The sequence below is a fragment of the Streptomyces sp. NRRL S-118 genome (genome assembly GCF_000716335.1).
Taxonomy (GTDB): domain Bacteria; phylum Actinomycetota; class Actinomycetes; order Streptomycetales; family Streptomycetaceae; genus Streptomyces.
Window position 1 is genome coordinate 17,076 of the sequence record NZ_KL591031.1, and the last position, 22,212, is coordinate 39,287.

At 70.5% G+C, this 22,212-nt stretch carries 22 protein-coding genes and 5 pseudogenes; 17 read left to right on the plus strand and 10 right to left on the minus strand.

Annotated features, from left to right (window positions below; genetic code table 11):
• Positions 1-179: 179 nt before the first annotated feature.
• On the minus strand, positions 180-1,238 hold the full coding sequence (locus tag IH00_RS0133130; protein ID WP_107064569.1) for a right-handed parallel beta-helix repeat-containing protein: 1,059 nt from the start codon (positions 1,236-1,238) through the stop codon (positions 180-182).
• Between the two features lie 734 nt (positions 1,239-1,972).
• Here IH00_RS0133130 and IH00_RS39160 point away from each other — a divergent pair.
• On the plus strand, positions 1,973-2,419 hold the full coding sequence (locus IH00_RS39160) for a hypothetical protein (protein ID WP_031079776.1): 447 nt from the start codon (positions 1,973-1,975) through the stop codon (positions 2,417-2,419).
• A gap of 141 nt (positions 2,420-2,560) precedes the next feature.
• Here IH00_RS39160 and IH00_RS38110 read toward each other — a convergent pair whose 3' ends face one another.
• From IH00_RS38110 to IH00_RS43575, 5 genes and pseudogenes are all read right to left on the minus strand, one after another.
• Complete coding sequence (locus IH00_RS38110; RefSeq protein ID WP_039947681.1) at positions 2,561-2,956, minus strand: hypothetical protein; 396 nt, start codon at positions 2,954-2,956, stop codon at positions 2,561-2,563.
• 702 nt (positions 2,957-3,658) lie between these two features.
• The gene (locus tag IH00_RS0133145) at positions 3,659-4,501 is read right to left on the minus strand and encodes an alpha/beta fold hydrolase (RefSeq protein WP_031079777.1); all 843 of its coding nucleotides are present in this window, start codon (positions 4,499-4,501) and stop codon (positions 3,659-3,661) included.
• Positions 4,502-4,505: 4 nt separating this feature from the next.
• Positions 4,506-5,069, minus strand: a pseudogene (locus tag IH00_RS38115) (dihydrofolate reductase family protein).
• A gap of 542 nt (positions 5,070-5,611) precedes the next feature.
• Positions 5,612-6,022: a hypothetical protein gene (locus tag IH00_RS0133155; protein ID WP_031079778.1), complete on the minus strand. Its 411-nt coding sequence runs from the start codon at positions 6,020-6,022 to the stop codon at positions 5,612-5,614.
• 525 nt (positions 6,023-6,547) lie between these two features.
• Complete coding sequence (locus IH00_RS43575) at positions 6,548-6,844, minus strand: hypothetical protein (RefSeq protein ID WP_199819857.1); 297 nt, start codon at positions 6,842-6,844, stop codon at positions 6,548-6,550.
• Between the two features lie 270 nt (positions 6,845-7,114).
• On the opposite strand from IH00_RS43575, the gene IH00_RS0133165 reads away from it, so the two are divergent.
• The 4 genes and pseudogenes from IH00_RS0133165 to IH00_RS43035 all read left to right on the plus strand — a co-directional run bounded on the left by IH00_RS0133165 (position 7,115) and on the right by IH00_RS43035 (position 8,996).
• Positions 7,115-7,429 carry a hypothetical protein gene (locus IH00_RS0133165; protein WP_199819858.1) on the plus strand — a complete coding sequence of 105 codons (315 nt, stop codon included), beginning with the start codon at positions 7,115-7,117 and terminating at the stop codon, positions 7,427-7,429.
• Between the two features lie 40 nt (positions 7,430-7,469).
• Complete coding sequence (locus IH00_RS0133170) at positions 7,470-8,072, plus strand: DNA topoisomerase subunit B (RefSeq protein ID WP_031079781.1); 603 nt, start codon at positions 7,470-7,472, stop codon at positions 8,070-8,072.
• Between the two features lie 280 nt (positions 8,073-8,352).
• Positions 8,353-8,673, plus strand: a pseudogene (locus IH00_RS41025) (IS5/IS1182 family transposase); the annotation flags it as partial.
• Between the two features lie 50 nt (positions 8,674-8,723).
• Positions 8,724-8,996, plus strand: a complete 273-nt coding sequence (locus IH00_RS43035; RefSeq protein ID WP_158828070.1) for a hypothetical protein — start codon at positions 8,724-8,726, stop codon at positions 8,994-8,996.
• Between the two features lie 341 nt (positions 8,997-9,337).
• Here IH00_RS43035 and IH00_RS39165 read toward each other — a convergent pair whose 3' ends face one another.
• The gene (locus tag IH00_RS39165) at positions 9,338-9,829 is read right to left on the minus strand and encodes a hypothetical protein (RefSeq protein ID WP_052411831.1); all 492 of its coding nucleotides are present in this window, start codon (positions 9,827-9,829) and stop codon (positions 9,338-9,340) included.
• A gap of 427 nt (positions 9,830-10,256) precedes the next feature.
• On the opposite strand from IH00_RS39165, the gene IH00_RS45130 reads away from it, so the two are divergent.
• From IH00_RS45130 to IH00_RS0133190, 5 genes and pseudogenes are all read left to right on the plus strand, one after another.
• A complete protein-coding gene (locus tag IH00_RS45130; RefSeq protein WP_267882624.1) occupies positions 10,257-10,850 on the plus strand; it encodes a S41 family peptidase in 594 nt (197 codons plus the stop codon).
• 5 nt (positions 10,851-10,855) lie between these two features.
• On the plus strand, positions 10,856-11,029 hold the full coding sequence (locus tag IH00_RS45135; protein ID WP_267882625.1) for a S41 family peptidase: 174 nt from the start codon (positions 10,856-10,858) through the stop codon (positions 11,027-11,029).
• Between the two features lie 135 nt (positions 11,030-11,164).
• A pseudogene (locus IH00_RS44550) lies at positions 11,165-11,387 on the plus strand (IS630 family transposase); the annotation flags it as partial.
• A 1,205-nt stretch (positions 11,388-12,592) separates the two neighbouring features.
• Positions 12,593-12,895: an ArsR/SmtB family transcription factor gene (locus IH00_RS0133185; protein ID WP_031079783.1), complete on the plus strand. Its 303-nt coding sequence runs from the start codon at positions 12,593-12,595 to the stop codon at positions 12,893-12,895.
• The gene (locus IH00_RS0133190) at positions 12,892-13,284 is read left to right on the plus strand and encodes a VOC family protein (RefSeq protein ID WP_031079784.1); all 393 of its coding nucleotides are present in this window, start codon (positions 12,892-12,894) and stop codon (positions 13,282-13,284) included. Before IH00_RS0133185 ends, IH00_RS0133190 begins: the two co-directional genes overlap by 4 nt.
• A 393-nt stretch (positions 13,285-13,677) precedes the next feature.
• Here the strand turns inward: IH00_RS0133190 and IH00_RS0133195 are convergent, their stop codons facing one another.
• Positions 13,678-14,658, minus strand: coding sequence for a MerR family transcriptional regulator (locus IH00_RS0133195; RefSeq protein WP_031079785.1), 981 nt, complete (start codon positions 14,656-14,658; stop codon positions 13,678-13,680).
• Positions 14,659-14,789: 131 nt separating this feature from the next.
• Here IH00_RS0133195 and IH00_RS0133200 point away from each other — a divergent pair, with 131 nt between their 5' ends.
• The 6 genes and pseudogenes from IH00_RS0133200 to IH00_RS44555 all read left to right on the plus strand — a co-directional run bounded on the left by IH00_RS0133200 (position 14,790) and on the right by IH00_RS44555 (position 19,696).
• Positions 14,790-15,395: a sigma-70 family RNA polymerase sigma factor gene (locus tag IH00_RS0133200; RefSeq protein WP_031079786.1), complete on the plus strand. Its 606-nt coding sequence runs from the start codon at positions 14,790-14,792 to the stop codon at positions 15,393-15,395.
• A gap of 97 nt (positions 15,396-15,492) precedes the next feature.
• Positions 15,493-16,332 (plus strand): DUF4397 domain-containing protein, encoded by an 840-nt coding sequence (locus IH00_RS0133205; RefSeq protein ID WP_031079787.1) that lies wholly within the window; start codon positions 15,493-15,495, stop codon positions 16,330-16,332.
• 945 nt (positions 16,333-17,277) lie between these two features.
• A complete protein-coding gene (locus IH00_RS0133215; RefSeq protein WP_031079789.1) occupies positions 17,278-17,457 on the plus strand; it encodes a DUF6480 family protein in 180 nt (59 codons plus the stop codon).
• 607 nt (positions 17,458-18,064) lie between these two features.
• On the plus strand, positions 18,065-18,940 hold the full coding sequence (locus IH00_RS0133220) for an alpha/beta fold hydrolase (RefSeq protein WP_031079790.1): 876 nt from the start codon (positions 18,065-18,067) through the stop codon (positions 18,938-18,940).
• Between the two features lie 27 nt (positions 18,941-18,967).
• Positions 18,968-19,094 (plus strand): annotated as a pseudogene (locus tag IH00_RS41040) (WhiB family transcriptional regulator); the annotation flags it as partial.
• Positions 19,095-19,317: 223 nt separating this feature from the next.
• Positions 19,318-19,696, plus strand: a pseudogene (locus tag IH00_RS44555) (hypothetical protein).
• Between the two features lie 60 nt (positions 19,697-19,756).
• Here the strand turns inward: IH00_RS44555 and IH00_RS0133225 are convergent.
• Together IH00_RS0133225 and IH00_RS0133230 are read right to left on the minus strand one after the other, a co-directional pair.
• On the minus strand, positions 19,757-20,512 hold the full coding sequence (locus IH00_RS0133225) for a polymer-forming cytoskeletal protein (protein ID WP_158828072.1): 756 nt from the start codon (positions 20,510-20,512) through the stop codon (positions 19,757-19,759).
• Between the two features lie 305 nt (positions 20,513-20,817).
• Complete coding sequence (locus tag IH00_RS0133230; RefSeq protein ID WP_063835469.1) at positions 20,818-21,327, minus strand: MarR family winged helix-turn-helix transcriptional regulator; 510 nt, start codon at positions 21,325-21,327, stop codon at positions 20,818-20,820.
• Between the two features lie 371 nt (positions 21,328-21,698).
• Between IH00_RS0133230 and IH00_RS39175 the strand changes: the two genes are divergently transcribed.
• On the plus strand, positions 21,699-22,212 hold a 514-nt coding region (locus tag IH00_RS39175), incomplete at its 3' end, for a zinc-binding dehydrogenase (RefSeq protein ID WP_420710964.1).

Consider the following 22,212-nt stretch of genomic DNA (forward strand, 5'->3'; position numbering starts at 1 on the left):
CCCCGCACTCACGGGGATGGCCCCGCCACCTTCAAGGGAGGACCGGCCACGCGCCACTGCTCCCCGCGCCCGCGGGCATGGTCCCGCCCTGGCCCGTGCCCATGTCGAACGTCCGGTGACCGTTCGGCGTGCAGCTGGACATACATCGTGATGATCCATGCCGAGCCGATCGACGGCGGTCAGGAATTCAGCCCGCAGGTGCCGTCGGAGTCGGTGTTGCCGCCGAAGTCGACGAACCTCGCGAGCACGGCACGGCAGTTGTCCGTGCCGTCCAGCCGGGAGTTGTCGGTGACGGTGGAGTTCTTCAGCCGGACGCTGCCGGGGCCGACCCGTACCGGCGGGGCGGGGGTGTAGCCGAGGGTGATGTTGATGCCGCCCCCGCCCTTCTCGGCGTAGTTGTCGGTCACCTTGGTGTCCACGAGGGTGACATCCCTGACTCCTCGTACGTCGATGCCGCCACCGTAGCCCGCGAGTTCGCCCGGCCGCGTGGGGTCGTACGGGTCGATGACCCGGTTGTCGGTGATCGTGGACCGTTCGACCAGGCCCGCAGAGTCGAACCGGATGCCACCGGCTTCGCCGGCCTCGTTGTGGTCCACGAGACTGTCACGCAGGGTGAAGGAGCTGAAGGGGATGTTCTGCACGGCGCCGCCGATCCTGCCGGTGTTCCTGGTGAGGCGCACCCGTTCCATGGTCAGCTGGGAGGAGTTCAGCGCGGCACCGCCGCCGTAGTAGTTGTAGAGCGACGCCGTGGGCTCGGAGCGGCCGCGGGTGATCGTGAGGTTCGAGATGGTCGCCGGCCGCATGACGGTGAACACCCGGTCGATCCCGCGCCCGTCGACGACTGTGGCGTCCGCCCCGGCCCCGGTGATCGTAGTGGGCGCGAAGATCTTGAGGTTGCCGTGTGCGGTATCGGCCAGGGTGTAGTCGGTGAAGGGCCGACCGAGCAGCGGTGGGATGCTGAGGCTGTAGTGGCCCGCGGGGAGGGTGATCGTCGAACCCGGGTGTGCGTTGGCCTCCATGACCGCCGCCCGCAGGGTGCATCCCCCCTTGGTCGACAGGCACTTCCCGTCCCGTGTTGACGCGTCCGGTGCGTCGATCACGCTGTCGACCACGATTCGCTGAGATGGTGCCGCGTGCGCCTGGCCCGTGCCCGGAACCATCGTGGCGACACCGATGACTGCGGCCGCCGCGGCCATCACCCGACGTGCGTCCGCCGTTGTCTTCTTGGCTTTGGTCATGCCCGGAAGCTAGCCCCAAGCCTTACCGGCCAGTAGGACTTACTTCACATAGTGGAATAATGACCTGATATACCTCATAGCGCCGTCCTGAGGGGAGGACGGCGGCTTGATCCGGATGCCCGTACTTCCCGATCCGACACCTCTGTTGGCGTGGATCACGCCAGGAGGGCAGGAGGCTGCGCCGACAGCGGCGGCAGGCGGCCTCTGACGTCCGGGTCCCGGGCCCCATGCGACTGGGACACCGTGACCGGGACGGCCCCCTTGCGCCGCGCCGCGGCGCGGTGGCGGGGTGCGGGAGCGGCTGCGTGTGTCCGCGGCGTCCGCGGCGCCGGCGGCCGGGGGCGGGATCCCCTCGGCCGGGCCGGACCGTGCCCGTCGGTCGCCGTTCTGAGGTCCCGCCGTGCGGGGTCGCCTGTTGTCCGGCGCAGCCCGGACGCCGCTACCGTGCCGCTGTCAGGCCGCCGCTCCGAAGCTGCGGCCGTCCGGCCGTCCCCTAGTCCGGCCGCCGCGCAGCGCCGCCGTTCCGTCGTCCACCCGGTCGTGGTCGTGTCCGCCGTCCGCCGTCCGCCGTCCGTCGGCCGGTCCGTCGGCCGGTCGGTGGGCGTCTGCCACCGTCCGAACCGCGCCGCTCCCGGACTCGGCAGCCGTCCCGGCGCTGGCCTGTCCGCCGTGCCGCCTTATGGTATGCCTGGCCGCCGGGTCTCGCTGGGCGCGCGGCTGCCAGAATCGTCGGCATGCCGCTGTGCGATTACTTCTCCGCCCCTGACGATCAGGCCGCCGTTGCGGTTCTCGGGACTCCTGGAGGGCCGGGGCAGGCCGAACTCGACGTGGTCTTCCTCAAGAACATCGATCCGGTCGTCGCGATGGCCCAGCTCGAAGCCGTCATGACCGGCTGCAGCTATGAGGAGGCCGGCGAACGCCCGCGCTCCGGACAGCTGCTGTCCGAGCCGGAGGACGGCCCGCCGTTCGTGGTCAGCCTGACAGACACGCTGATCGATGCCCTCGCCACGGCATCGGCGGACGACCTCGTCCGCTGTGCCGAAGCGTGGTCGATGACCGACGAGCTCCGGCAGGTCGGCATCACCGGCGAGGCCACGGCCGATGTCCTGGAAGCCCTGGCCGGACTGGCTCAGCGCGCTCGGGTTTCCGGTTGGCGGCTGTATTGCTGGTGGGCCCTGTGACTTACCGGCGTCCGGTGCCGTGCGCTGCCGCCCCGCTGTCCGGCGCCGCCCGGTTGCTGCTGCCTGCCGTCGCTGGCGCCGTCGAGTCCGTCGGTGTGCGGCGCTGGCCACGTCGGAGTCGTACAGGCGCCCTGGAGGTGCTCAGTGGCCACTGCTGTGCGGGAGCACGGGACGTGGCAGGGGCTGACGCCAGTCGCCCAGCGTCGCGAGGAGGAACTGGCGGGCGAGAGGACGTACGTCGTCCCAGGCTGGATCCGTGGCCAGGGCGTTGTCCCAAGTGCCGGCGCGGCAGGCGGCATCGATCTCACTGAGACGACGGCCTATGGCTTGAAGACCACTCAGGTCTGCGGATTCGAAGGCTTCTCTCTCCGCGAGTCCTTCGGAGATGCGGCAGAGGAGTTCCACCTCATCAATGACGGACTCCGTCTCCAGCTGACACTCGCCCAACCAGGCGAGCTGATCCTGGACGTCGGCTGCCAGGAGTGCCATGAATCGCAGTGTCCACGTACGCAGGTGCGCGTCGCCGAGATGGTTCATCCATGCAGGATCGCACCCCGCTCCCGCCGGACCGTGTTCGATGGCACGGAAGGGTGCAACGGCCGGCGCGACTCCCGGAGGTCGAAGCGCGAGTTCTGCTGGCGCGATCGAACCGTGCCAGACGGCGCTGCCTCGCGAAGTGGTGAACGCCTGCTGTCCGGTTTCACGCTGTGGCCCGATCGCTGTGGGGCGGTGAGGAGCCGTCATAGCTGATCGTCGAGGACGAAGGGCCGGCTCTGCCACTGCCCAGTGAACAGTTCCTACGGACTCGCGGCGTCGGCACACTGCTTGGCGGTGCGGTGGCTCATCCCGAGCTGCCGGTCTGCCGCCGTCCGCCTTCACGCCGTCCGGCGCCGCCCTCCATCCGCCGCGGTCTGCCGGAGGGGAGCCGCGTCCTCCGCCGTGTCTCCGCTCTGCCGCCCCGCAGCCGCCGTCGGGCCGTCGCCTGCCGCCGGGGTGGTCGCCCGTCGGCTGGAGGCTGCTGGCCCGTGTCGTGGTGCTGCCGCCTGCCGCCTGCCGTTCCCCGTGCCGCCCACTGTCGGTTCCGGCGCCGGGACTTGTGCCGTCTTGAGGCCCTCGGATGTGAAGCCGCCGGGTCGCGGCCGTACAGATACCGGCCGCGACGCGGCACGCGCGCGGCCGGATCGAGCTTGCGACGTCCACTGCTGGTGGAGGCCGGACCCGGGCGGCACCCGCCGTCCATTACCCGAGCGTGAGCATCGCCTCGGTGACCTCGCCGACCGCTGCATCGGGGATGGCAGTGGCGGCCTCCTTGAGGACGAGCAGCCGTGCACCGGGGATCTCGCGCGCGATCGCCTCGCCGTTGCCGACGGGGAAGAACGGGTCGCGGCGGCCGTGGACGACGAGCGTGGGGACCTCGATCCCGGGCAGGCGCTCGCGCCAGCGTGGTTGGCAGTCGAGCCTGGAAAACACCATGCCCATCTGGTTGGCCATCTGGACCGGTTGTGCGGTGCCGGGTGTGCGGTCCCAGACGCGCGCAGCGATTGCGCGCGCGGCGACGGGGTCGTTGCCGAGGATCTCCGCGCAGGCGGCGGCGAACTCCGCAACCCTCTCGCGGTCGGTCCAATCGGGCATCGGACGCGCGAAGAGCCGGCTCATCGTCGCCTGGTCATGGTCGGGGAGGTCATGGTCGGGCGGGCCGGGGGCAACCGCGCGGGTGCCGACCAGGGTGAGCGCCGAGAACGCGTTCGGATGGTCGAGCACGGCCACCTGGGCGACCATCCCGCCGACCCCGATCCCCGCCAGGTGCGCAGGTCCCCCGCCGAGCGCGTCAGCAAGGGCCGCCGTGTCGGCGGCGAGGTCGCGCAGGGTGTAGGCGGGGTCCTCCGGATCCGTCGTCGTCGACTCCCCGCTGTCGCGCAGGTCGTAGCGCACCACACGGCGCCCGCCGGCGGCGAGGCGCTCGCACAGCGCGTCGGGCCAGGAGAGCATCGTCGGCCCGCCCGCGAGCAGGACGAGTGGAGCGTCGTCGTCACCGAACGACTCGATGCCCAAGGCGATCTCATTGGCGTTGACAGTGGTCATCGGATCACCGGAAGACGTCGTAGGTCAGGCGCGTCGCGATCGATGTCGAGAGTACGCTGCGCTGCACCAGCGTGCGCGGCGCTCCGCCGGCGAACAGTGGTGTCCGCGTCGACCGCCGAGCCGATCGTGGCACCGCCGCCCATGAGCATGACGTCGAAGTCCTTGCCGCTGTCCGACGAAGCCGCCTCGGCCCGCTCGCGCACGGTGGTGACAGCGTCGGGCAGACCTGTGGTGACGAACGTCCAGTCGAGGGCGGCCGTTCGTACCGACTCCGGCGGCGAACTCGTCACGAGGACGAAGGCGGGCTTGCCGACCTCGCCGGCGCCGTAGCCGGAAGGGTCGTCCCAGCCTCTCGTCCCGTCGACCACGTCGAAGAGGTGACGGCCGAGGACGACGGCGCCCGAGCGGGTGATTCCCTCGCGCAGGACCCGGCGGTCGTCGGGGTCGTCGGAAAACGCCCACGTGTGCAGGGCCTCGCCGCCGGTGCCCAGACCGTTGTCCGAGTGGGGGTCGGGCCCGTGACGAAGCCGTCGAGAGAGACCGAGACGTCAGCGATGATTCGAGTCATGCCTGGGCAGACTCGACCCGCTGCCCAAACTCATCGCTCACGCATGAAGCGTGTGGTGTGGGGTCTCTCGGGTCGGTGTCGGTGGTGGTGAGTGCCGGTAGCCGGGGGAGTGGCGCACCGTGCTTCCGCGAGCGGCCTCTCCCGGGTCGGGGAATCCCGCCCTGATCGGATCGTCGCACGGTGTCGATCCTTCGGCCTTGTCATTCACCGCCGGGTTGACCATGACGCTCCGACGCGGACTGGGCGCCATCGCCCGCACTTCGTCGAAGGACGGTGGGAGGGTGAGCCCTACGACGGGACCGTGCTCGATGTCCGTTCTGTTCGCCGCTCCGATGAAGACCCGTGTCGCGTCCGGCGGGCTGGCTCCTGGAGCCGAAGTTCGACAGCTGCAGGTGTCTGCTGTTCATTTCGTCCCGGCCAGGCTGCCCCCCCGCTGCTGCAGTCACGGCGCGGCTCACCGTTCCAGCGGGCCACCCCGACCACGTCTCGCGCGTCTCACTGTGCCGGGGCCTTCGGACGGGAGCCTTCGCCCTGGCGAGGGCTCACGGTGATCCATCGGCGGCTCGGCGGAACCGCTCGAACTCTGAATCGCCTGACGGCAGCAGGCCGGCCCTCACCATTGCCATGCCGAGCTCCAGCTCGCGATCCTCGTTGGCGCACTCCAGGCCGCACTGAATGATCTCGGCGACCATCTCGGTGGTACCGGCCAGGAAGATCGTCCCGCTGTCCGACTGGTAGAACCACGCCTCGTAGACGGGCGACCCGTCGACCACCACGTCCCAGAGCTCGCAGAAGTTCAGCACGGCTTCGTCCTGGGGATCCGAGGAGAGGCGGCGGTCGGCCGGGAGGTCCTCGTCGTCGTAAGCGGCACCGCACAGTGCGACCTGCTCGACCTGGATGGGATTGAGCTGAGTCACCGAAGTGATCCGTCGTCTGTTGGTGAAGTCCGCCATGTGTGAACGCTAACAGGCCCCACTGACTGCCGTTCCGGGTCCGGGGACCGTTCCGTGGAGGCTGCTGGAGGTGCGGACTACTCGAAGCGCCGGCCGGAGCAAGCTGTGGGGACCGTTCCGTGAGCCGTGAATCCGCCGCCGCGCTGGACAAGGCGTTCTGTTCCTCGTGCCTGCGGGGATGATCCCTGGGGCCCTTTTCGTCTTGGGTGACTGGGCTGCTCCCCGCGCCTGCGGAAGTCCGCCGTGGTGCGCGCGGCTTGCCGTCGGGCTTGTACTGTCCCGCTGTCCCGCTGTCGCGCTGTCCGGGCCTGTGCTGCAACCGCGCACCGGGGCCGTTGCCCCGCCGGTCGGGGTGCCGTCCTGCCGCTGCGGCCGCTGGCCCCGCCCGCTTACGGCCGGGCTGGTGCTGTTGCGTTCCGCGTTACTGGGCTGCTGCCCATGCTGCTGTCTGTGGTGCTGTCGTCGGTGACTCGTGTGGGGCGGGGTGCTCGTGGCGGCGGGCGCAGGCAGGGGCGTGGGCGGACGTTACGAGTTCCGGCGTGGTGACTGGTGTGGCGCTGTTCGCTTGCATCGGGTGCGTCCCAGCGTCTGGCTCTTCCACTGGGACAGCGCGGTCCTGGTGCTCCCACGCCATACCGAGGGTGAGATCCGTACACGCTGCCCGCCGCTGGTGATCAGCGTGTTGACCGGAGCCAGAGGATCACCGGCCATCGCCTTGGCCAGCAGCACGGCGGCCGCCAGCGGCAACAGGGCGGCGGCGAGGGCCGCACTCGTGGTGGTGATGTGCTGTCTGCTCACGCGCCGCGGCCTGTAAGTGATCATGGTGTCTATTTCATCAGCGGTGCGGTGGGCCGCCATCGGACGTCGTACTCAAATGTTCCTCTCCCTGTACTCAGGCCCCGAGGGGGCACAGCCGCCGCTGGACGGCCTGCTGGTGCCGCCCGGGGCGCGAGGTACCGGGCAGCGTCCTGCGGCCGTGTCGTATCCCCGCCGTTCCGCGTCCGCCTGGCGTCGTCACCTGGCCCTGCTGTTTCGTCGGGCGCACCGCCGCATGGTGGCTGCGTAGCTGAGAGGCACGACGATGGGAAAGTCATGAGCGACCACGTCCTGTCGATCATTCCAAGTGATCCGCAGTGGCAGCCGGACCGCGATACGGTCGAACGCGTCGTCGCGCTCGTCGAGGAGATGGCCCCCGGGGCTGCCGACGGCGTGAACGTGGAGATCGAGGTGACGTGGCACGGCGTGGCGACGGCCGTCGACTGCGGGGCGAACCTGGAGCGGATCGGTTGCCCCTGGTGTCAGGCGGCCATCGACACGGAGTGGTGGGGCGACCTCCTTGAGGCCGCCCGGCATCCGCGACACCCAGTGGAAGGTAACGCTGCGTCACTTCCTGCTCCTTGGCGGTAGGCGGTGAGGGTTGTCAGTGGTGAGTGTCATGATCGGGTCTGTGGAGCGTTACACGGCTGATCAGATCCAGGTGCTCACCTTCGAAGAGCACGTACGAGCGCGTCCGGCGATGTATTTCAGGGTCGGCAGGGACAGTCCTGAGCTTCCGACGGAGGTTCTTCAGCAGGTGATCTGGGATGCGCTGCACCACCGCGACGGCACGCATGGCCAGATCAGCGTGGAGATCGGATCGGACCTGAACTTCACCGTGGAGGATGATCAGCGCCGTATCGCTGTCGAGCACGGAAGACCTGTTCCCGGATTCTTCGGCTCCCTCATCGACAAGGAGAGATGGGCGCCGGCGGCCGCCGCGGCCCTCAGTGTCTGTACGGTTGTTGAGGTGTGGCTCGACGGGCGGGGCTATCGCCAGGAACTGGATGGGACGACAGCGATCGGCGCCTGGGAGGAGTTCGCCACGTCCAAGCCATGCGGGACGCGGACCACGTTCCACCTGGACCCGTCGTACTGCGGTCCCGATGAGGCCATCGCCTGGTCATTGCTCCCAGAAGAACTGCACGGTCAGGAGTGCGACGCGCGTCCCTCACCGGTGACCTTACCGATTCGTGATCTGCGCGCAGGGGTCGAGAACTCAGCCGGCGAGTAGGACTCGTTTCCTCAGGAGCGCAAAGCCACCGCCTCCGTACGTCTGGCGCTTGAGCATTTTGATCCGGTTGACGTGGACTTCGGCGACGCCGGGTTCCCAGGGCATGGTCAGGTCGGCGGCAGTGGTGGGAGCGAGGTCTCGTTCGAGGCCGTCGGCGAAGGCGTGGAGGCTGGGCAGGTCGTCGGCGCGGACCGCTTCGATTTGCTGAGGGGCCGTTCGTCTTCGAGTTGGCTGAGCATCTTCCCGAATGCGCGGACGTGGGTGGTGAGGGCTTTCCGGTTCCTGCCGAGGCCCTCGCCGGCACATTCCCGGCTAGCTCCATGCCGAGAAGGGCTACGACTGCTGCTACCTGCGGCAATGGCTGGCACGGCGAGGTGTCCGGTATCGCATCGCCCGCGAGGGCGTGGAGACGTCCCAGCGGCTCGGACGACACCGCTGCACCATCGAACCGACCATGGCCCGGCTCGCCGGCTGCCACCGACTCCACCGCCGCTACGAACGCAAGGCCGAGCACGACCTCGCCTTCACCAGCCTCGCCTGCACCCTCATCCGCTACCGCCGACTCAAGACGACTCCATGCGGTGTGAAAGCTGCGCCATGATGCCCACCTGAGCAAAGCTTGAGGCCGTATCACGCCTGTACCAAGAGTTGATGAAACTGCCCTTTCCTCCCAAATTGGGCGGCGCGGACCGGGCCGGTTTCGACCTGGTGATGCTGGACTCGGACACCGCAGGCTGGATTTTCACCTGGATCGAGAACAGCGGCGAGCTCGAAGCGCGAGGTCGAAGCGATCTGCTTCGCTGCATCGCCCGCCTGGACCGGGTCGTACCTGTACTCAGCGAAGCGGAAGACCCTGAATACTGGCACCGCCTGCGCGAGATGGCTCGACTTGTCGCGGATTCCCCACACGTAGCCATCAAATGAGGTGACCTCTTAACCGGCCGCAGGGGGCGGGGCGTGTGACGGAGCGGCAGGCCGAACAACTGCTGGGGGAGGGTCGGCACCCGGACGCCGATCGGATCGAACGCGAGCGCCTGGGGGAAGGCAGGAGCCCGGTTTAGGACCGCCACGTGTGGCGGCGTAGGTCGGCGCAGACCCGCGCCCGCACCCACGCTGCCTGGCGCGCCGGCCGCCGCACCGGACAGTGGCGGCAAGGAGGAGCCGGAGTTTTCCGCGGGTTGGACCGGCTGGCAACCGAGTCTGGAGGGGGCCGTTTCTTGCGGGCGAAGAGCCGGGCCGCTGAGCGGCCCGGCCCCTTTAGCTGATCAGGCGTGGACCGGGCGCCATGAGGTGCACATGCGCTCGCTGCCCTTCACGACGCACCCACGCAGCTTGTACCGGTGCCCCTCGGGCAGGTTGCCGGATACGACCTTCATGTAGATCGCCTTGTGGCCGCGCGTGGAGGCGATGCGGCCGTTGCTCAGCTCGGCCTCGACCGCCCAGCCGTCGGGGCTGATGTCCTTGGCGATGAGGGAGTCGCCCGGGATGTCGGGCGCGGGCTGCGGGTCCGCGTTCCACCGGACGAAGCCCATGTCGTGGCCGTCCCGGGGGCTGGTGAGGTGGACCGTCAACGACCCGTCCGCCGACATCGCGGCACGTTCCGAGACCCCGGTCGTGGACACGGAGACGTCGATGTCGGCAGCGAGGTCCCCCGTCTCGTCGGCGCTGGCGGTTCCGGCCCCGGCCGTGAGCGCCACGCCGACGAACAGGCCGGCCGAACCGAGGACCGCGCCGATGCGCTTGTGTATCGAACCCATGATTTCCTTCGTTCCCGCGCACGGCGGCACACCGCCGCACGCACGTTCCCCCGCCAGCCTCGAAACGCGCTGGCAGTCAGTCAAAGCCACTGTATACAGGCCAACTTGAAAGCCTACTGGTGGGTACCTTCCGAATCAGCGGCGTGCCGCCGACGCGCACCGTGTCCCGTGTCAGGACCGTCGGCGCCCCTGTCGCGGAGGGGGCTGTCATGCGCGGCGCGTACGTGAAGAAGCGCCCGTCCGGCCTGGTCCTCGACGGCGACGTGCGTGTGGTCGCCAGGCCGGCTCTCCTTCGAGGCGCTCCGGCGCTTCGAGGCGCTCCGGCGCCGCGCCTCTGTCAGCGGCCGGACCGTGGCGCAGCCGGCCGACGCGATGCTCGCGTACTTCAACGCCTTCGAGGTCCTGCTTGTCGAAAGCGCTGACCGTCATGGAGAAACGCTCCCTGGTGCGCCATCGGGTCGATTGGGCGGAACTGCGCCGCGTAGCCTTCTTGCAGGCGCAGGCGCAGGCGCAGGCGCAGGACGCAGGTGCACAAAACCCGGCTGACACCTACGACGCGATTCGCTCCGAGCTTCGATCCCTCGGAGGCAACCACAGTTTCTTCCTGACGCCGAAACAGGCGGCAGAGCAGCTCAAAGCCTCCCCTGCCGGTCCCATCGATGGCCTGGAAGGCCGCTCCATGGAAAACCGCATCGGATACCTCTCTCTGCCGGGCGTGCAAGGAGCAGAAGAGGCAGATGTTCGGTACGTGCGCCAAGGTCGCGAGGCTGTGGCGAAGACTGATCGCAGCCGGCCCTGTGGCTGGGTGGTGGACCTGCGCGACAACACCGGCGGATCCATGTGGCCGATGCTTGCCTTGGCAGGCCCGATCCTCGGCGACGGCAAAGTCGGGAGGTTCCTGGACGCGGACGGCAAAAAGTCGGTGTGGGCGATCATCAACGGCAGCCCTCGCCATGAGAGCTCCCCTGACTACGGGGACAGCCGGCCGTGGCCAACCCCGATGCTCCGGTTGCCGTCCTGACCGGCATGAGTACGGCAAGTGCAGGCGAGGCAGTCGTCGTCGCCTTCCGAGGACGGCCCGACACGCGCTTCTTCGGCAAACAGACGAATGGGATTCCCACGGGGAACCAGGCCCACCGCCTGTCCGATGGCGGTCTGCTCGTCCTCACGGAAGCCAAGAGCGCTGATCGCACCGGATGAGGAAGTCGACACCAGCCTGTCCTTCACAGGCGCACACCAGGACCGAACCCTGGAGGCAGCCGAAAACTGGCTGCTCAAGCACTCTGCCTGCCGCCGACCGTAAGGCTCTGGGCTGGCACACGTGTTGCCACAGCCTATTGCGCCTCCGGGGCCCACCCGATCAAGGCCCACTTCGGCCCGCTGCGGCAGTTCAACCTGGACAACCTCAACCACCCGAACCACACGGTGCGGACCCGGGCGGTGCACGCCTGCCTGCGGTGGCGCAACGCCAACGCCCGCCGCCCCCGACCTATTCGCCGCGCAACGCCGAGAACGCGCCTGCGTCCGCAGCGAGAAGGGCGTCCGCTGGGGCGGACGCCCCTCACAGCCACAGCCTGACCGACCCGGCGCCATGCAGCCACGGCACTTGTCAGCTGTTTGGACCTCCAGCCGCGTGCTCTGCTTGCTGTGACTCCACTGCCCTCCCTGGTATCAGTACGGCAAGAGTGCTGCGCGCTTCATGCCGCAGGGCTCGACGCCGAGCAAAGGTCGCAGTAAGAGCGAGAACCGAGACAGTGCCCCCGTAGAACACAGCGGCAATCGTGGAGAGGAGCCCGATCGTCATCGGGCACGCACCTTTCTTCCCCCGTTCGGCCCGCCCGGCTTACAGCCCGGGGGCGGGCGTTGATGCGCTTCCCCTCCACCATACCCACGCCGTCAACTCCCCATGGAATCCTGACCATCCCGGCGAACATCCGCGGTCACGGCACTGCTCGGGCAGAGGCGGCGCGCCCCGTCACTGTCGAGGGTGAGGTCCTCCGTGCGGAAGCCGAAGATAGGTCCCTGCTTGGCCGTGGTCTTCTCTCTTCGGGAGTTCGGAGGCTTGGGCTCCACCGGTCGCGGAGCAACGGTCCGACCGGCAGCCGGGCGATGGTCCTCGGGAGGGCTATGCCTCAGGAGAGGAGTCGCCTACATCCTCCGGGCCCGCGTGGGCGAGCCGCGCGGGACGCTGGTCCGTGCAGGTGACCGCCGAACGGGACACGACCCGGCCGCCGCCCGTCCACAGGTGCGCCCAGCGGCCGGCGTGCTCGCGTCCCTGGTGAAGTCCTGCCGTGCCGCGTTGGTGCGCCTCCGCCGCGGTGCGCCGCGGTCGCACCATCCGGCGGTAGCCCGCCGTCGCCGCTGCCGCGCCTCCCTCACGGCAGCAGGCCGCTCCGGACCGGGCCGCACCTGACGGCTCGCGTCCCTGGAGCGGTCCTGATCGGCCGAGGCAGGTTCCGTAACAGCTGTACCGAGTCGTAGGCCGGAGAGGCGGACACGCTCTGGTGACGTCGAGTGCGGTGCCCCTTGACGGGAGTGCCGCCGGACCGGCTTCGCGTCACACCGCGCGGAGCTGTTGCCGTCCCGTCCTGGACTGCGGCGATGCCTGGTCCTCGCGCTGCGCCGTCGTGGCTGCCGTCCCGACCGTGTCGCCGCCGTGTCGCCGCCGCGCCGCCGCCCTGCGCCGGCGTCCTCTCGGCCGCTCGGACGGGCTCGGCGTGCCTCGACTTGATAGGCAAGTGGAAGCTTGCCTATTGTGGGGTGGTGGCCGACGACCTTTTCAAAGCTCTGGCCGACCCGACCCGCCGCATCATTCTCGACGAGCTCACCGAGAAGTCCGGACAGACACTGTTCGAGATCTGCTCGCGGCTGAGCATGAAGCACCAGCTCGGCATCTCGCGCCAGGCCGTATCCCAGCACCTGGCCGTACTGGAGGCCGCCCGGCTGGTCGAAACCAGGCGGGAGGGCCGCTACAAGTTCCACGACTTGAACACAGCCCCGCTGCGCCACATCACCGAGCGATGGCCCGTGGCCGACACCTCCGGACCGGAAGAGAGCACCCCATGAAGATTCATCTGACCAGCGTCTTCGTCGACGACCAGGCCAAGGCCCTGCGCTTCTACACCGAAATCCTCGGCTTCGTGAAGAAGCACGACGTCCCGGTGGGTGAGAAGGACCGGTGGCTGACCGTCGTCTCGCCGGACGAGCCCGGCGGCACCGAACTCCTCCTGGAGCCGGCCGGCCACCCGGCCGTCAAGACCTACCGTGACACCCTCGTCGAGGACGGCATTCCGCTTGCCCAGTTCGCCGTCGACGACGTGAAGGCGGAGTACGAGCGCCTGCGCGGCCTCGGCGTCCGCTTCATCCAGGAGCCCTTGGAGATGGGCCCCGTCACCACCGCGGTCTTCGACGACACCTGCGGCAACCTGATCCAGATCGCGACGAAGCCGCAGTAGGCGGTCCGTCGCCGTCCGGCCCGCCGTGGGCTCAGGTTCCCGTGTCACACCTGCGGGACCTGTCGGCTGCCGTTGCGCCGGCCGCCCGTCCCGGCCGTCGGTGGCAGTGTCCGCCGGTGTGCTGATCAAGAGCACGGTCAGCAGTCGGCGGTCCCTGTCATGGCGAAGTTCCCGGTGTGGTGAGGATGCCTCCGCTCCACCACGCATGCTGTCTCGTTCCGACCGCATGCCGGCCGACCGACCGCCACGACGGGGCCGCGGGCCGGTGGCGGGCCTCGGCCGACGGCTCGTGGTTCCCGGCGGACATGCCGTTCCGCGTAGCCGCCTCGGGGTGCGGCGGCCGGAGCCGGCGGCAATCCTCGCCCCTCCGGCACCGCCGCCGGAGAAGGTGCGTCAGCGCGCGACGAGCGACTCCACGGCCGCGACCGCCTCCCGCAGCCCCGTCGGGTGCGGCAGACCGGGCACGCCGTGCCCCGCCCACCCGGGCCCGAGTGTCAGGACGGCCGCCTTCCTGCGGGCGCCGCGCACGCCCCACTCCATCGCGGCCACGTGCTCCGCCAGCGGACGGCTCGCAGTGCTACGGGACTGCGACCACAGCCCCACCGCCGCCGGCCCGGTCCTGCGTACCGCCGCCACCAGGGAGTCCACGGGCAGCGCTCCGCCGAACATGCGCACCGGGACGTTTCGTTCGGCAAGGGCGGCGGACAGCGCCTCCAGGGGCAGCGTGTGGTTCTCCCCAGGGACGCAGGCGAGCACCGTGGTCGCGCCAGGCCGGTCGGCGACCACCGGCGGGGCCCACCGCCGCAACGCACCGGAGACGTGCCAGGACAGGAAGTGCTCGACCTCGACGTACCGTTCGCCCGAGCCCTCCCACTTGCGGCCCACCGCCTGCAGCGTGGGCATGATGACCTCCGTCCAGGCGGCGACCAGACCGTGCTCCTCCATCACGGCCGCCAGCAGCCCTTCCAGAGCGGCGGCGTCCAATCGCAGTGCGGCCCGCGCGATGCCTTTGCTCTCCTGACGGACGTCCCCCAGCCGCAGCCTGGTCCCCGCCCTGCTGCGCGCGCGCAGTGGCGGCGGCGGGGCGGTGTCCGGCGGTGCCGGGAGGGGGCCGGACGGCTCCTGTGTCCGCACCATGCGCGCGGCCTCGGCGGGCGGCATCCCGGTCGCGGTCAGCGCGCACATGCGCTCCAGCCGCACCACGTCCCCGGGCATCCAGCGACGGTGCCGTCCGCCGGTGCGGGCGTCGGGACCCAGGCCGTACCGGCGATCCCACGTACGGACCGTGGTGGGCGCGACCCCGAGGCGCCTGGCCAGCTCGCCGGTGGTCAGTCCGCCTCCGCGCGGTTCCTCGGCGTACCCGTCCGCCTGCATGTCTCCACGGTACGACGCACGAACGACGCATGTTGTCCGCGCCGTTTCACCCGTCCAAGACTGGATGCAGGGCGTCGGCCGAACCTGGCGCAGGGCAGGAGGGAGCAGGCATGAGCACCACACACGCGCGAATGAGCCAGGAGAGCCGTACCCGGACCTCTGCCGGGCCGCCGCCGGCCGGGACGCTGTACGAGGACGAGCTGGGCCGTGGCCTGCGGACCGCCGACGAGTACGTCTTCGCGGCGATATACCGGCGCTGGGGCCGGGTCGTCCACACCATGGCAGCCCGGTCCCTCGGTGACGCCGACGAGGCGGAGGACGTGACGCAGCAGGTCTTCATCGGCGCCTGGCGGGGGCGGGCCGGGTTCCACCCGGAGCGGGGACCGCTCGGCGCATGGCTCGTGGGCATCACCCGGCGCAAGATAGTCGACGCGCTGGAGGCACGGACGAGGCGCCTTGCACTCGTCGACTCGGCCACCCGCAGTGCGCGCACGCGGCTTCCCGGCAGCGGGCCGGACGAGGTCCTCGACCGCGTTCTGCTGGTGGACGAGCTGGCGCGGCTGCCCCGGAGCCAGCGTGACGTCCTGTGCCTGGCCTTCTACGGGGACCTCACCCAGACGCAGATCGCGGAGCGCACCGGAATGCCCCTGGGCACCGTCAAGAGCCACGCCCACCGCGGTCTGCACCGGCTGCGCCGGGCGATCGAACAGGGCCGGGCCGGCACCACGGACGCGTGACGGAAAACGGGGAACCAGCCGCATCCGTGGCGCCCCCGGGTCCCGAAACCCCAGCGACTCCCCCCACCGGGGAGGGCACACCGAAGGGATGATCCCCATGAACTCCCGGAGCCCCCGAACCATCGCCGCCGCTGCCGGCGCCTGCGCCCTCGCGCTGGGTGTCGCCGCGCCCGCCGCCGCGGCCGCGTCCACCGGCGCCGCCGACAAAGCCATGGTGTCCGTCTTCCACGGCGTTCCCGGGCTGACGGTCGACGTCTATGCCAACGGCAACGAACTGCTCGGCGACTTCAAGCCCGGCACCGTGACGGAGCCGCAGTCGCTCGACGCCGGCACCTACGACATCCAGATCTTCCCGGCGGGCCAGGGACCTGACGGAACACCGGCCGTGGAGAAAGAGATCAAGGTACCGGCCGGAGCGAACGCCACCATCGCCGCCCACCTGTCTGCCGACGGGAAGCCGCGGCTCACAGCTTTCGTGAACGACGTCGCGAAGCTCGACGCCGGCACGTCACGGCTGACCGTGCGCCACGTGGCCGCGGCGCCGGCCGTCGACGTCCGTGCGGGCGGACAGCCGGTCTTCACGAACCTGACGAACCCCGAGGAGGACACCACCGTGGTCGACGCCGGTGCCGTCTCCGCCGACGTGGTGCTCGCCGGTACGGACACCGTGGCCATCGGTCCGGCCGACCTGAACCTCAAGGAGGGCACCAGCAACATCGTCTACGCGTGGGGCAGCGCCGAGGACAAGAACCTGGCTCTGACCGCCCAGACGCTCAGTGCAAAGGAGTCGGCGCCACAGGCGCTCGCGGCAGGTGGCAGCGGTGCCGCCGCGGCCCCGAACTCCTCCGGTCAGTGGCTTGCCTGGATCGCCGCCGTCGGCGCCGTGACGGTGACCGGTGTCCTGGTGACCCGCCGGGTCGCGGACCCGCGGTTCTGAGCCCGTCCGAAGCCCCATCGGCCGGATGGCGCCCGGCGGCGCTGGTCACCGTGCCGCCGGGTGCCGGGTGCCGGGTGCACCCGGGCTCGGTGACGGCCGCCATGCCGGCAGCACTGCTCAACCTGGTGCCCCAGCCCTTGGACCGGCCGCGCACGTGGAGGAAACGGCGCCGCACCGCAGCGCGGTTCGGCCGCCCACCCGGCTCGCCTCTTGCGTCCCGGGAACCGGGGCGGGCACGCCGGAGCACCGCCCCGGCCCGTGTACCCCACCGGACGGCGCACCGGACGCACCACCGGACCTGCTCACCCCCGCTCGACCGGAGCGGGCCGGACATCCGTCCACGACCGTCGCCGCGGCGGAGCCCCGCTCGGCTGTGGGGCGGACCCTGCGGGAGGGGAACACCGTGGCGCACGTCGAACCCGCGCACTTGTTGGAGCTGGCCCTGGGCCATGCTGCCGCCGACGGGGACGAGGATGCCGCCGCTCTGCGGCACATCGCCGTGTGCGACCGCTGTCGCGCGGAGTTCGCGTGGATGAGGCGTGTGGTGACCGCGGCACGCGGCGTCGACGCGTCGGACCTGCTGGTCGTGTCTCCGGAGCGGGTGTGGGAGCGGCTCTCCCGGGAGCCGGCAGGGTCCGTGGAGCCGGCGTCACCACCGCACCGGGCCGGTGCCCGAGCTCCGTCGGCGAACGGCCTCGCCGGTGCACGTGCCCCCGGCCGCCGGGCCGGTGCCGTACCCTGCCGCCTGCTCCTCGGCGTGGTCGTCCTGCTCGCCGCGACCGGCCTCGTGCGACGGTACCGCCGTAGCCTGTCCCGCTCCCGTACCGTGCCCCGCATCCCTCCCGTGTCCCGTTCCCGGCGGATCGGCTCCGGCGCACCGGCCCGCCGCACGGACCGCGGAAGTCAGCGGATGCGCGTACGGCGGTCGTGCACGACTCTGGAGACATGACAGACCCTCTCGTGCCTCCCGGGGAGACTCCGCCGGTCGAGGGCTCCACGGCCGAGGCCCACGAGGAACGCGCGGACGGCGGCATGTGGGAGCACCCGGGCATCTGGGTGTGGCTCATCGTCCTCGGCGCGGTGATCGTGGCGGGGTTCTTCCTGGCCCGTGTCCTCTTCCTGTGACCGGGCGCCGTCACACCATCGGCCGGATCCGCCGCCCATCGACTCCGCCGGCGCCACCGCACCCACGGGCTACCCGCTCGGGCAACCGAAGCGATGGCGCAGACTCCGGCCATCAGCATCCACGCGATTCCGCTGACTGCGCTGGCCGGGGGTGCACCACTGACACCGTCATCGGTGCCGGCCCAGCGCGACACGCGGCAGCGGAGGCGGACGACTCCGGAGCGGACTCCGGAGCGGAAGGTGCGGCGGCCGGCGCCACCCACGGCTCGTCGCCCGCCGAGGCGGCACAGTGGCCGCCGGACCCGCGAGGCAGCGGTGGGCCGGCGGTCCAGCAGCCATCGGGGCCGGTCGGCGTGGCAGGGCTCGGCGGAGTTCAGCAAGCGGCCGGCGGTGGCCGTGGCCAACGAAGCCTTCAAACAACCACAGAAGATCGGTGGCTCCCGTGGGGGTGGGGGAGCGGCCCGCCCGTCGTTGCCGACCTTCTGCCGGGCGGTGCTCCTGTCGGTGCGGGGTGCCGCCGTTGCATCCCCGCGGTCCTGACCGCCGCACATCGCCGCGGCTGGTGGGGGCGGCATCGAGGGTGCACGCGCAGGGGACAATACGGATCATGGACTACGGCGTGAGGGAACCAGTACGGCTCGGACGGACCCAGCTCCTGAACGGTCGCTTCCTGGGCTGGGCGGAATGGGGACCGGCCGACGGCATACCGGTGTTGGTGTGTCCGGGGGCGGCCACCAGCAGGTGGCTCGGTTTCGGTGGCGGCATCGTCGACTCGGCCGGGATCCGGCTCATCAGCGTCGACCGGCCCGGCCTCGGTGCCTCGGACCCGGCCCCCGGCCGGACACTGAGCAGTTGGGCCACCGACATCCGCCACTTCGTCCAGGAGCGGGCCCTGCGCACGCCGTCGGCGGTGGGGTTCTCGCAGGGGGCACCATTCGCCCTCGCCCTGGCGGCCGGCCGCGTGGTGAACGCGGTGGCCGTGGTGTCCGGCAGCGACGAACTCGCCCATCCTCGCTTCGCCCACTCGCTGACCCCTCAGGTGCGGGGCATGGTGGACGCCGTCGCGGCCGGCGCCGACGCCGCGGAGGCTTCCTTCGCCGACTTCGGCAGCGCCGACGCACTGTGGGATCTGATCGTCACGACGAGCCCCGAGGCTGATCTGGCCGTCTACACCGACCCGGTCTTCGAGCCCTCGTTCCGGCGCGCGATGGACGAGGCGTTCAGCCAGGGCCCGGCGGGCTATGCCCGCGACACCGTCCTGGCGATGGACCGCTGGCCATTCGACCCCGCTGACATCGCCGTCCCGGTCGACCTCTGGTACGGACAGCAGGACACCAGCCCGGTCCACTCCCCGGATCTGGGTGAATCGCTCGCCCGGATGATCCCGACGGCGACCCGGCACCTTTTCCCCGATGCCGCCGGTTCCTTGCTCTGGACATACTCCGAAGCCGTCCTGCGCACCTTGCTGGGCCACGTCCGGTGACGTGGCTGCGTCGAGGAGCCCAGACTGCTCGAGCACGGCGTGTGGGGCGGCCTGACCGAGCGGGAGCGACGCACTGCTGCGGCGCCGGCCGACCGTGAGCTCCTGGCAGCGCCTGCTGGACACCGCGCGCCGAGCAGGCCCGGCAGGCCGCGGGGCATCAGGAGCCCGGCGCAGGGTGGTGGCAGGCAGGCTGATCGCCTCGGACCACCGGAGGGCCACCGCCCCGCGCCGGATGCCGCCTGCCGCTCCAGGAGCTCCTGCCACTCCTGGCCCGTTCAGGCCGAGGCCACCGGACGCCGAAAGGGACATGGTGCGCACTGCCACGCGTGTCCGAGAACGGCAAGTCTTCACGCTCCGTGCACACTTGGCATGCTCCCATGCCTGCGGGGATGGTCCCACCAGGGACAGCCGCGGCCGGCCAGGACACCTTCCTCGCCTTCCGTCTCGTTCATCGGGCCCACGCCGAATCAGGCCCGTTCCCGTCCGCCCGGCGTGCGCGTGAAGCGAAGCCGACCGAGCCGGGCCTGGTGCGGCCGAGCACCAAGCTTCCTTGCCGGGCATCACCCTCTTGGACTTGGGATCTCTCTGCTGCTCCGGTGGTGGCACGGCGCAGGAGCCCTGAACCGTCGGTGCACCGCCGGTACGCGGCGCACCCCACTGCGGTCGGTCCCGACGGGGCTCTCTTCGGCGACCACCGCACCGATTCGGTGGGCGGGAGCGGCTTCGCGGCCCTTCGGGTACGGGCGAGAGCGTTGATCACCCTCCCGGCTCGCGTCTCACCGGCCGGGCCATGCCGCGGCGCGTCCGCACGACCTCTCACTGCCTGGGCGGCAGCTCTTCCAGCGGTGCGACCGTGCGCCCACCTCGTACGACGGGCAGCCCCCGCACCATTCGGTCGATCATGTGCTCGTAACGCAGCCCCGTCTCGACGAGGTAGAGGTCATCGCCGGCGCCGTCACCATCGGCGATGAGGACCTCCGGCACCACAAGGTCGGACAGGCCGGCGTGCGGCGCCGGATCCTCGACGACCAGGCCATGGCCGTCGAGGTCGAGATGGTCGGGCACCAGAACCCGCCCGCGCAGGCGGCCGCCGACCTCGGGCAGGAACTCGTCCCACATGATCGCCAGCGCGGCGCGCAGGTCACCGAGGACTCCGACGTGCTGGTCGGTGGAGGTGCCGACGAAGGTCTCGGCCTCGATGTCGCCCTGCACCAGGAGGCGTGAGGTGCCGGCGAGGACGAGGTTGGCCACTTTCAGGTCACCGAGCACGATCAGCGACGGGCTGCCGTAGTCCAGGTTGAGGATGTTGCCCTCGACATGGAGGTCGCCGTCGATGACGTATCCGGTGACCGCGCCGTCGATTCCGTCGTACTCGGGTCGGCCGCCGGCCTTGATCCAGGGATTGCGGCGCCGGTACTGGTGGTCGTCCAGCCAGAGGGAGCCGGCCAGCACCGCGTGGCCCGGGTGCAGGATGTACTCGTCCTCGTCGAGGCTGCTGTAGGTCTCCTGGGGAAGGCCGCGTCGCTCGAACGCTGTGACCGTCTCCGCCCATGTTCGGTAGATCGTCTCCATGATCGGCACAGTAGACGCCTGGGCTGACATCCCCCCACCTGCGGAACAGCCCTCTGCGGATCCGGGAAGCCTCCGCAGGCTTGTGCCACCCGGCGATCATGCACCCGCCCACTGTCGCCGGCCTGCCCGTGTGCCATCCGTTCCTGCGGCGGCGGGAGCCCCGCCCCTGCGACGGCGAGGCGGCGGGAGGACGCTGGGCCCCCGGACCGTCCGTCCTGCCCATGGGGATCAGGCGCGCCTCCGCTGATGTGGGCGATATGGCGTGCGCGGGGGAGAACAGCGAGGCGTGTGGTGCCGCGCCGGGTTCAGGGTGCGTGTTGTGCTCCGGGCTGGCCGGTGAGGGTGTTGAGGTTGGTCACCAAGCGGTCGAGGAGGTGCCCGAGTTGGGCCTGCTCTTCGGGGGTGAAGCCGGCGAGGGCCTCGGCGTCGATTCCGGAGCGCAAAGCCTGGATGCCCGAGCGTACGGCTTTGGCCTTGTCGGTGAGGTGGACAAGGGCGCGGCGGGCGTCGGCCGGGTCGGGGCTGCGGGTGATCAGGCCGTCGCGTTCCATGCGCTTGAGGTTGACGGCCATGGTGGGCTGCTCGACGCCGGTGTGACGGGCGAGCTCGCTCTGGGTGCGTCCGTCCTTCTCGTAGAGGGCGAGCAGTGTGGGGAGCTGACCCGGTGAGGCGCCGAGCACGGCCAGACGCGCGGTGATGGCCTGGCCCAGCAGACGGGCGGCGTGGTTCACCGTGTAGCAGACCATCGACTCCGCCTCGGAGCGGGCCCTTGGGTCGCCGGTGGGAGTCGCTTCGTGCTGTGCGCGTGCCGCCATGGCCGCCTCGTGTCCTCGCGTGCTGATCGGGGTGCCTTGACATCATTCCATAGGCACCTATCCTCACCACAGGAAGCATAGTCATCTATGTAACCTGTCGGAGTGTGCTCGCTGCGAGCCACGCCTGCCCCCCACCGCCAGCCGTCGTGAACGGCAGGAAGGATCGTCATGTATGCCTTTGCGATCGACTCCTTCGTCCAGCCCCCGGTGAAGGAGCTGTCCGTTCCCGAGCCCGGTCCGGGAGAGGGTGCAGACAGAGGTCCGTGCCGCCGCGGTGAACCTCATCGACTGGAAACTGGCCGCCGGCGCGTTCTCCCGTCCGGCGTGGAGTACCCCTTCCCCTGACGCTCGGCTTCGATGTCGCGGGCCGGGTGAGAGCCGCCGGGAAGGGGGCGGCGCTCGAGGTGGGACAGGAGGTGTTCGGGATGCGGCGCCCGGCGACCGTGGCCGGGCAGCCGCACGGGTCGTACGCCGAGTACATGACCGCTTCCCGGGACACCGCCGCCTTGGCCGTACGGCCGGAAGGCCTGGATGCTGCGTCGGCGGCGGCGCTGCCGATGACCGGCGGCACAGCCCTGGCCCTGACGCGCTGGCTGGAGTTGTCCGAGGGCGAGACGTTCCTGGTGGTCGGCGCAACCGGGGGAGTGGGTCCCTGCGTCCTTCAGCCGGCCGCCGCCCACGGTGTGCACGTCATCGCGGCCGCCCCGGGCGAAGACCACGACTACGCCCGTACCCTCGGCGCGGCAGAGGCGATCGACTACCGCACCGGCGACGCCGCCCAAGCCGTGCGCGCCGCACATCCTGAGGGCGTCGACGGGGTGCTCGACCTCGTCGACAGCCGTGATGTCGTCACGCGGACCAGTGCGCCGCTGGTGCGTGACGGCG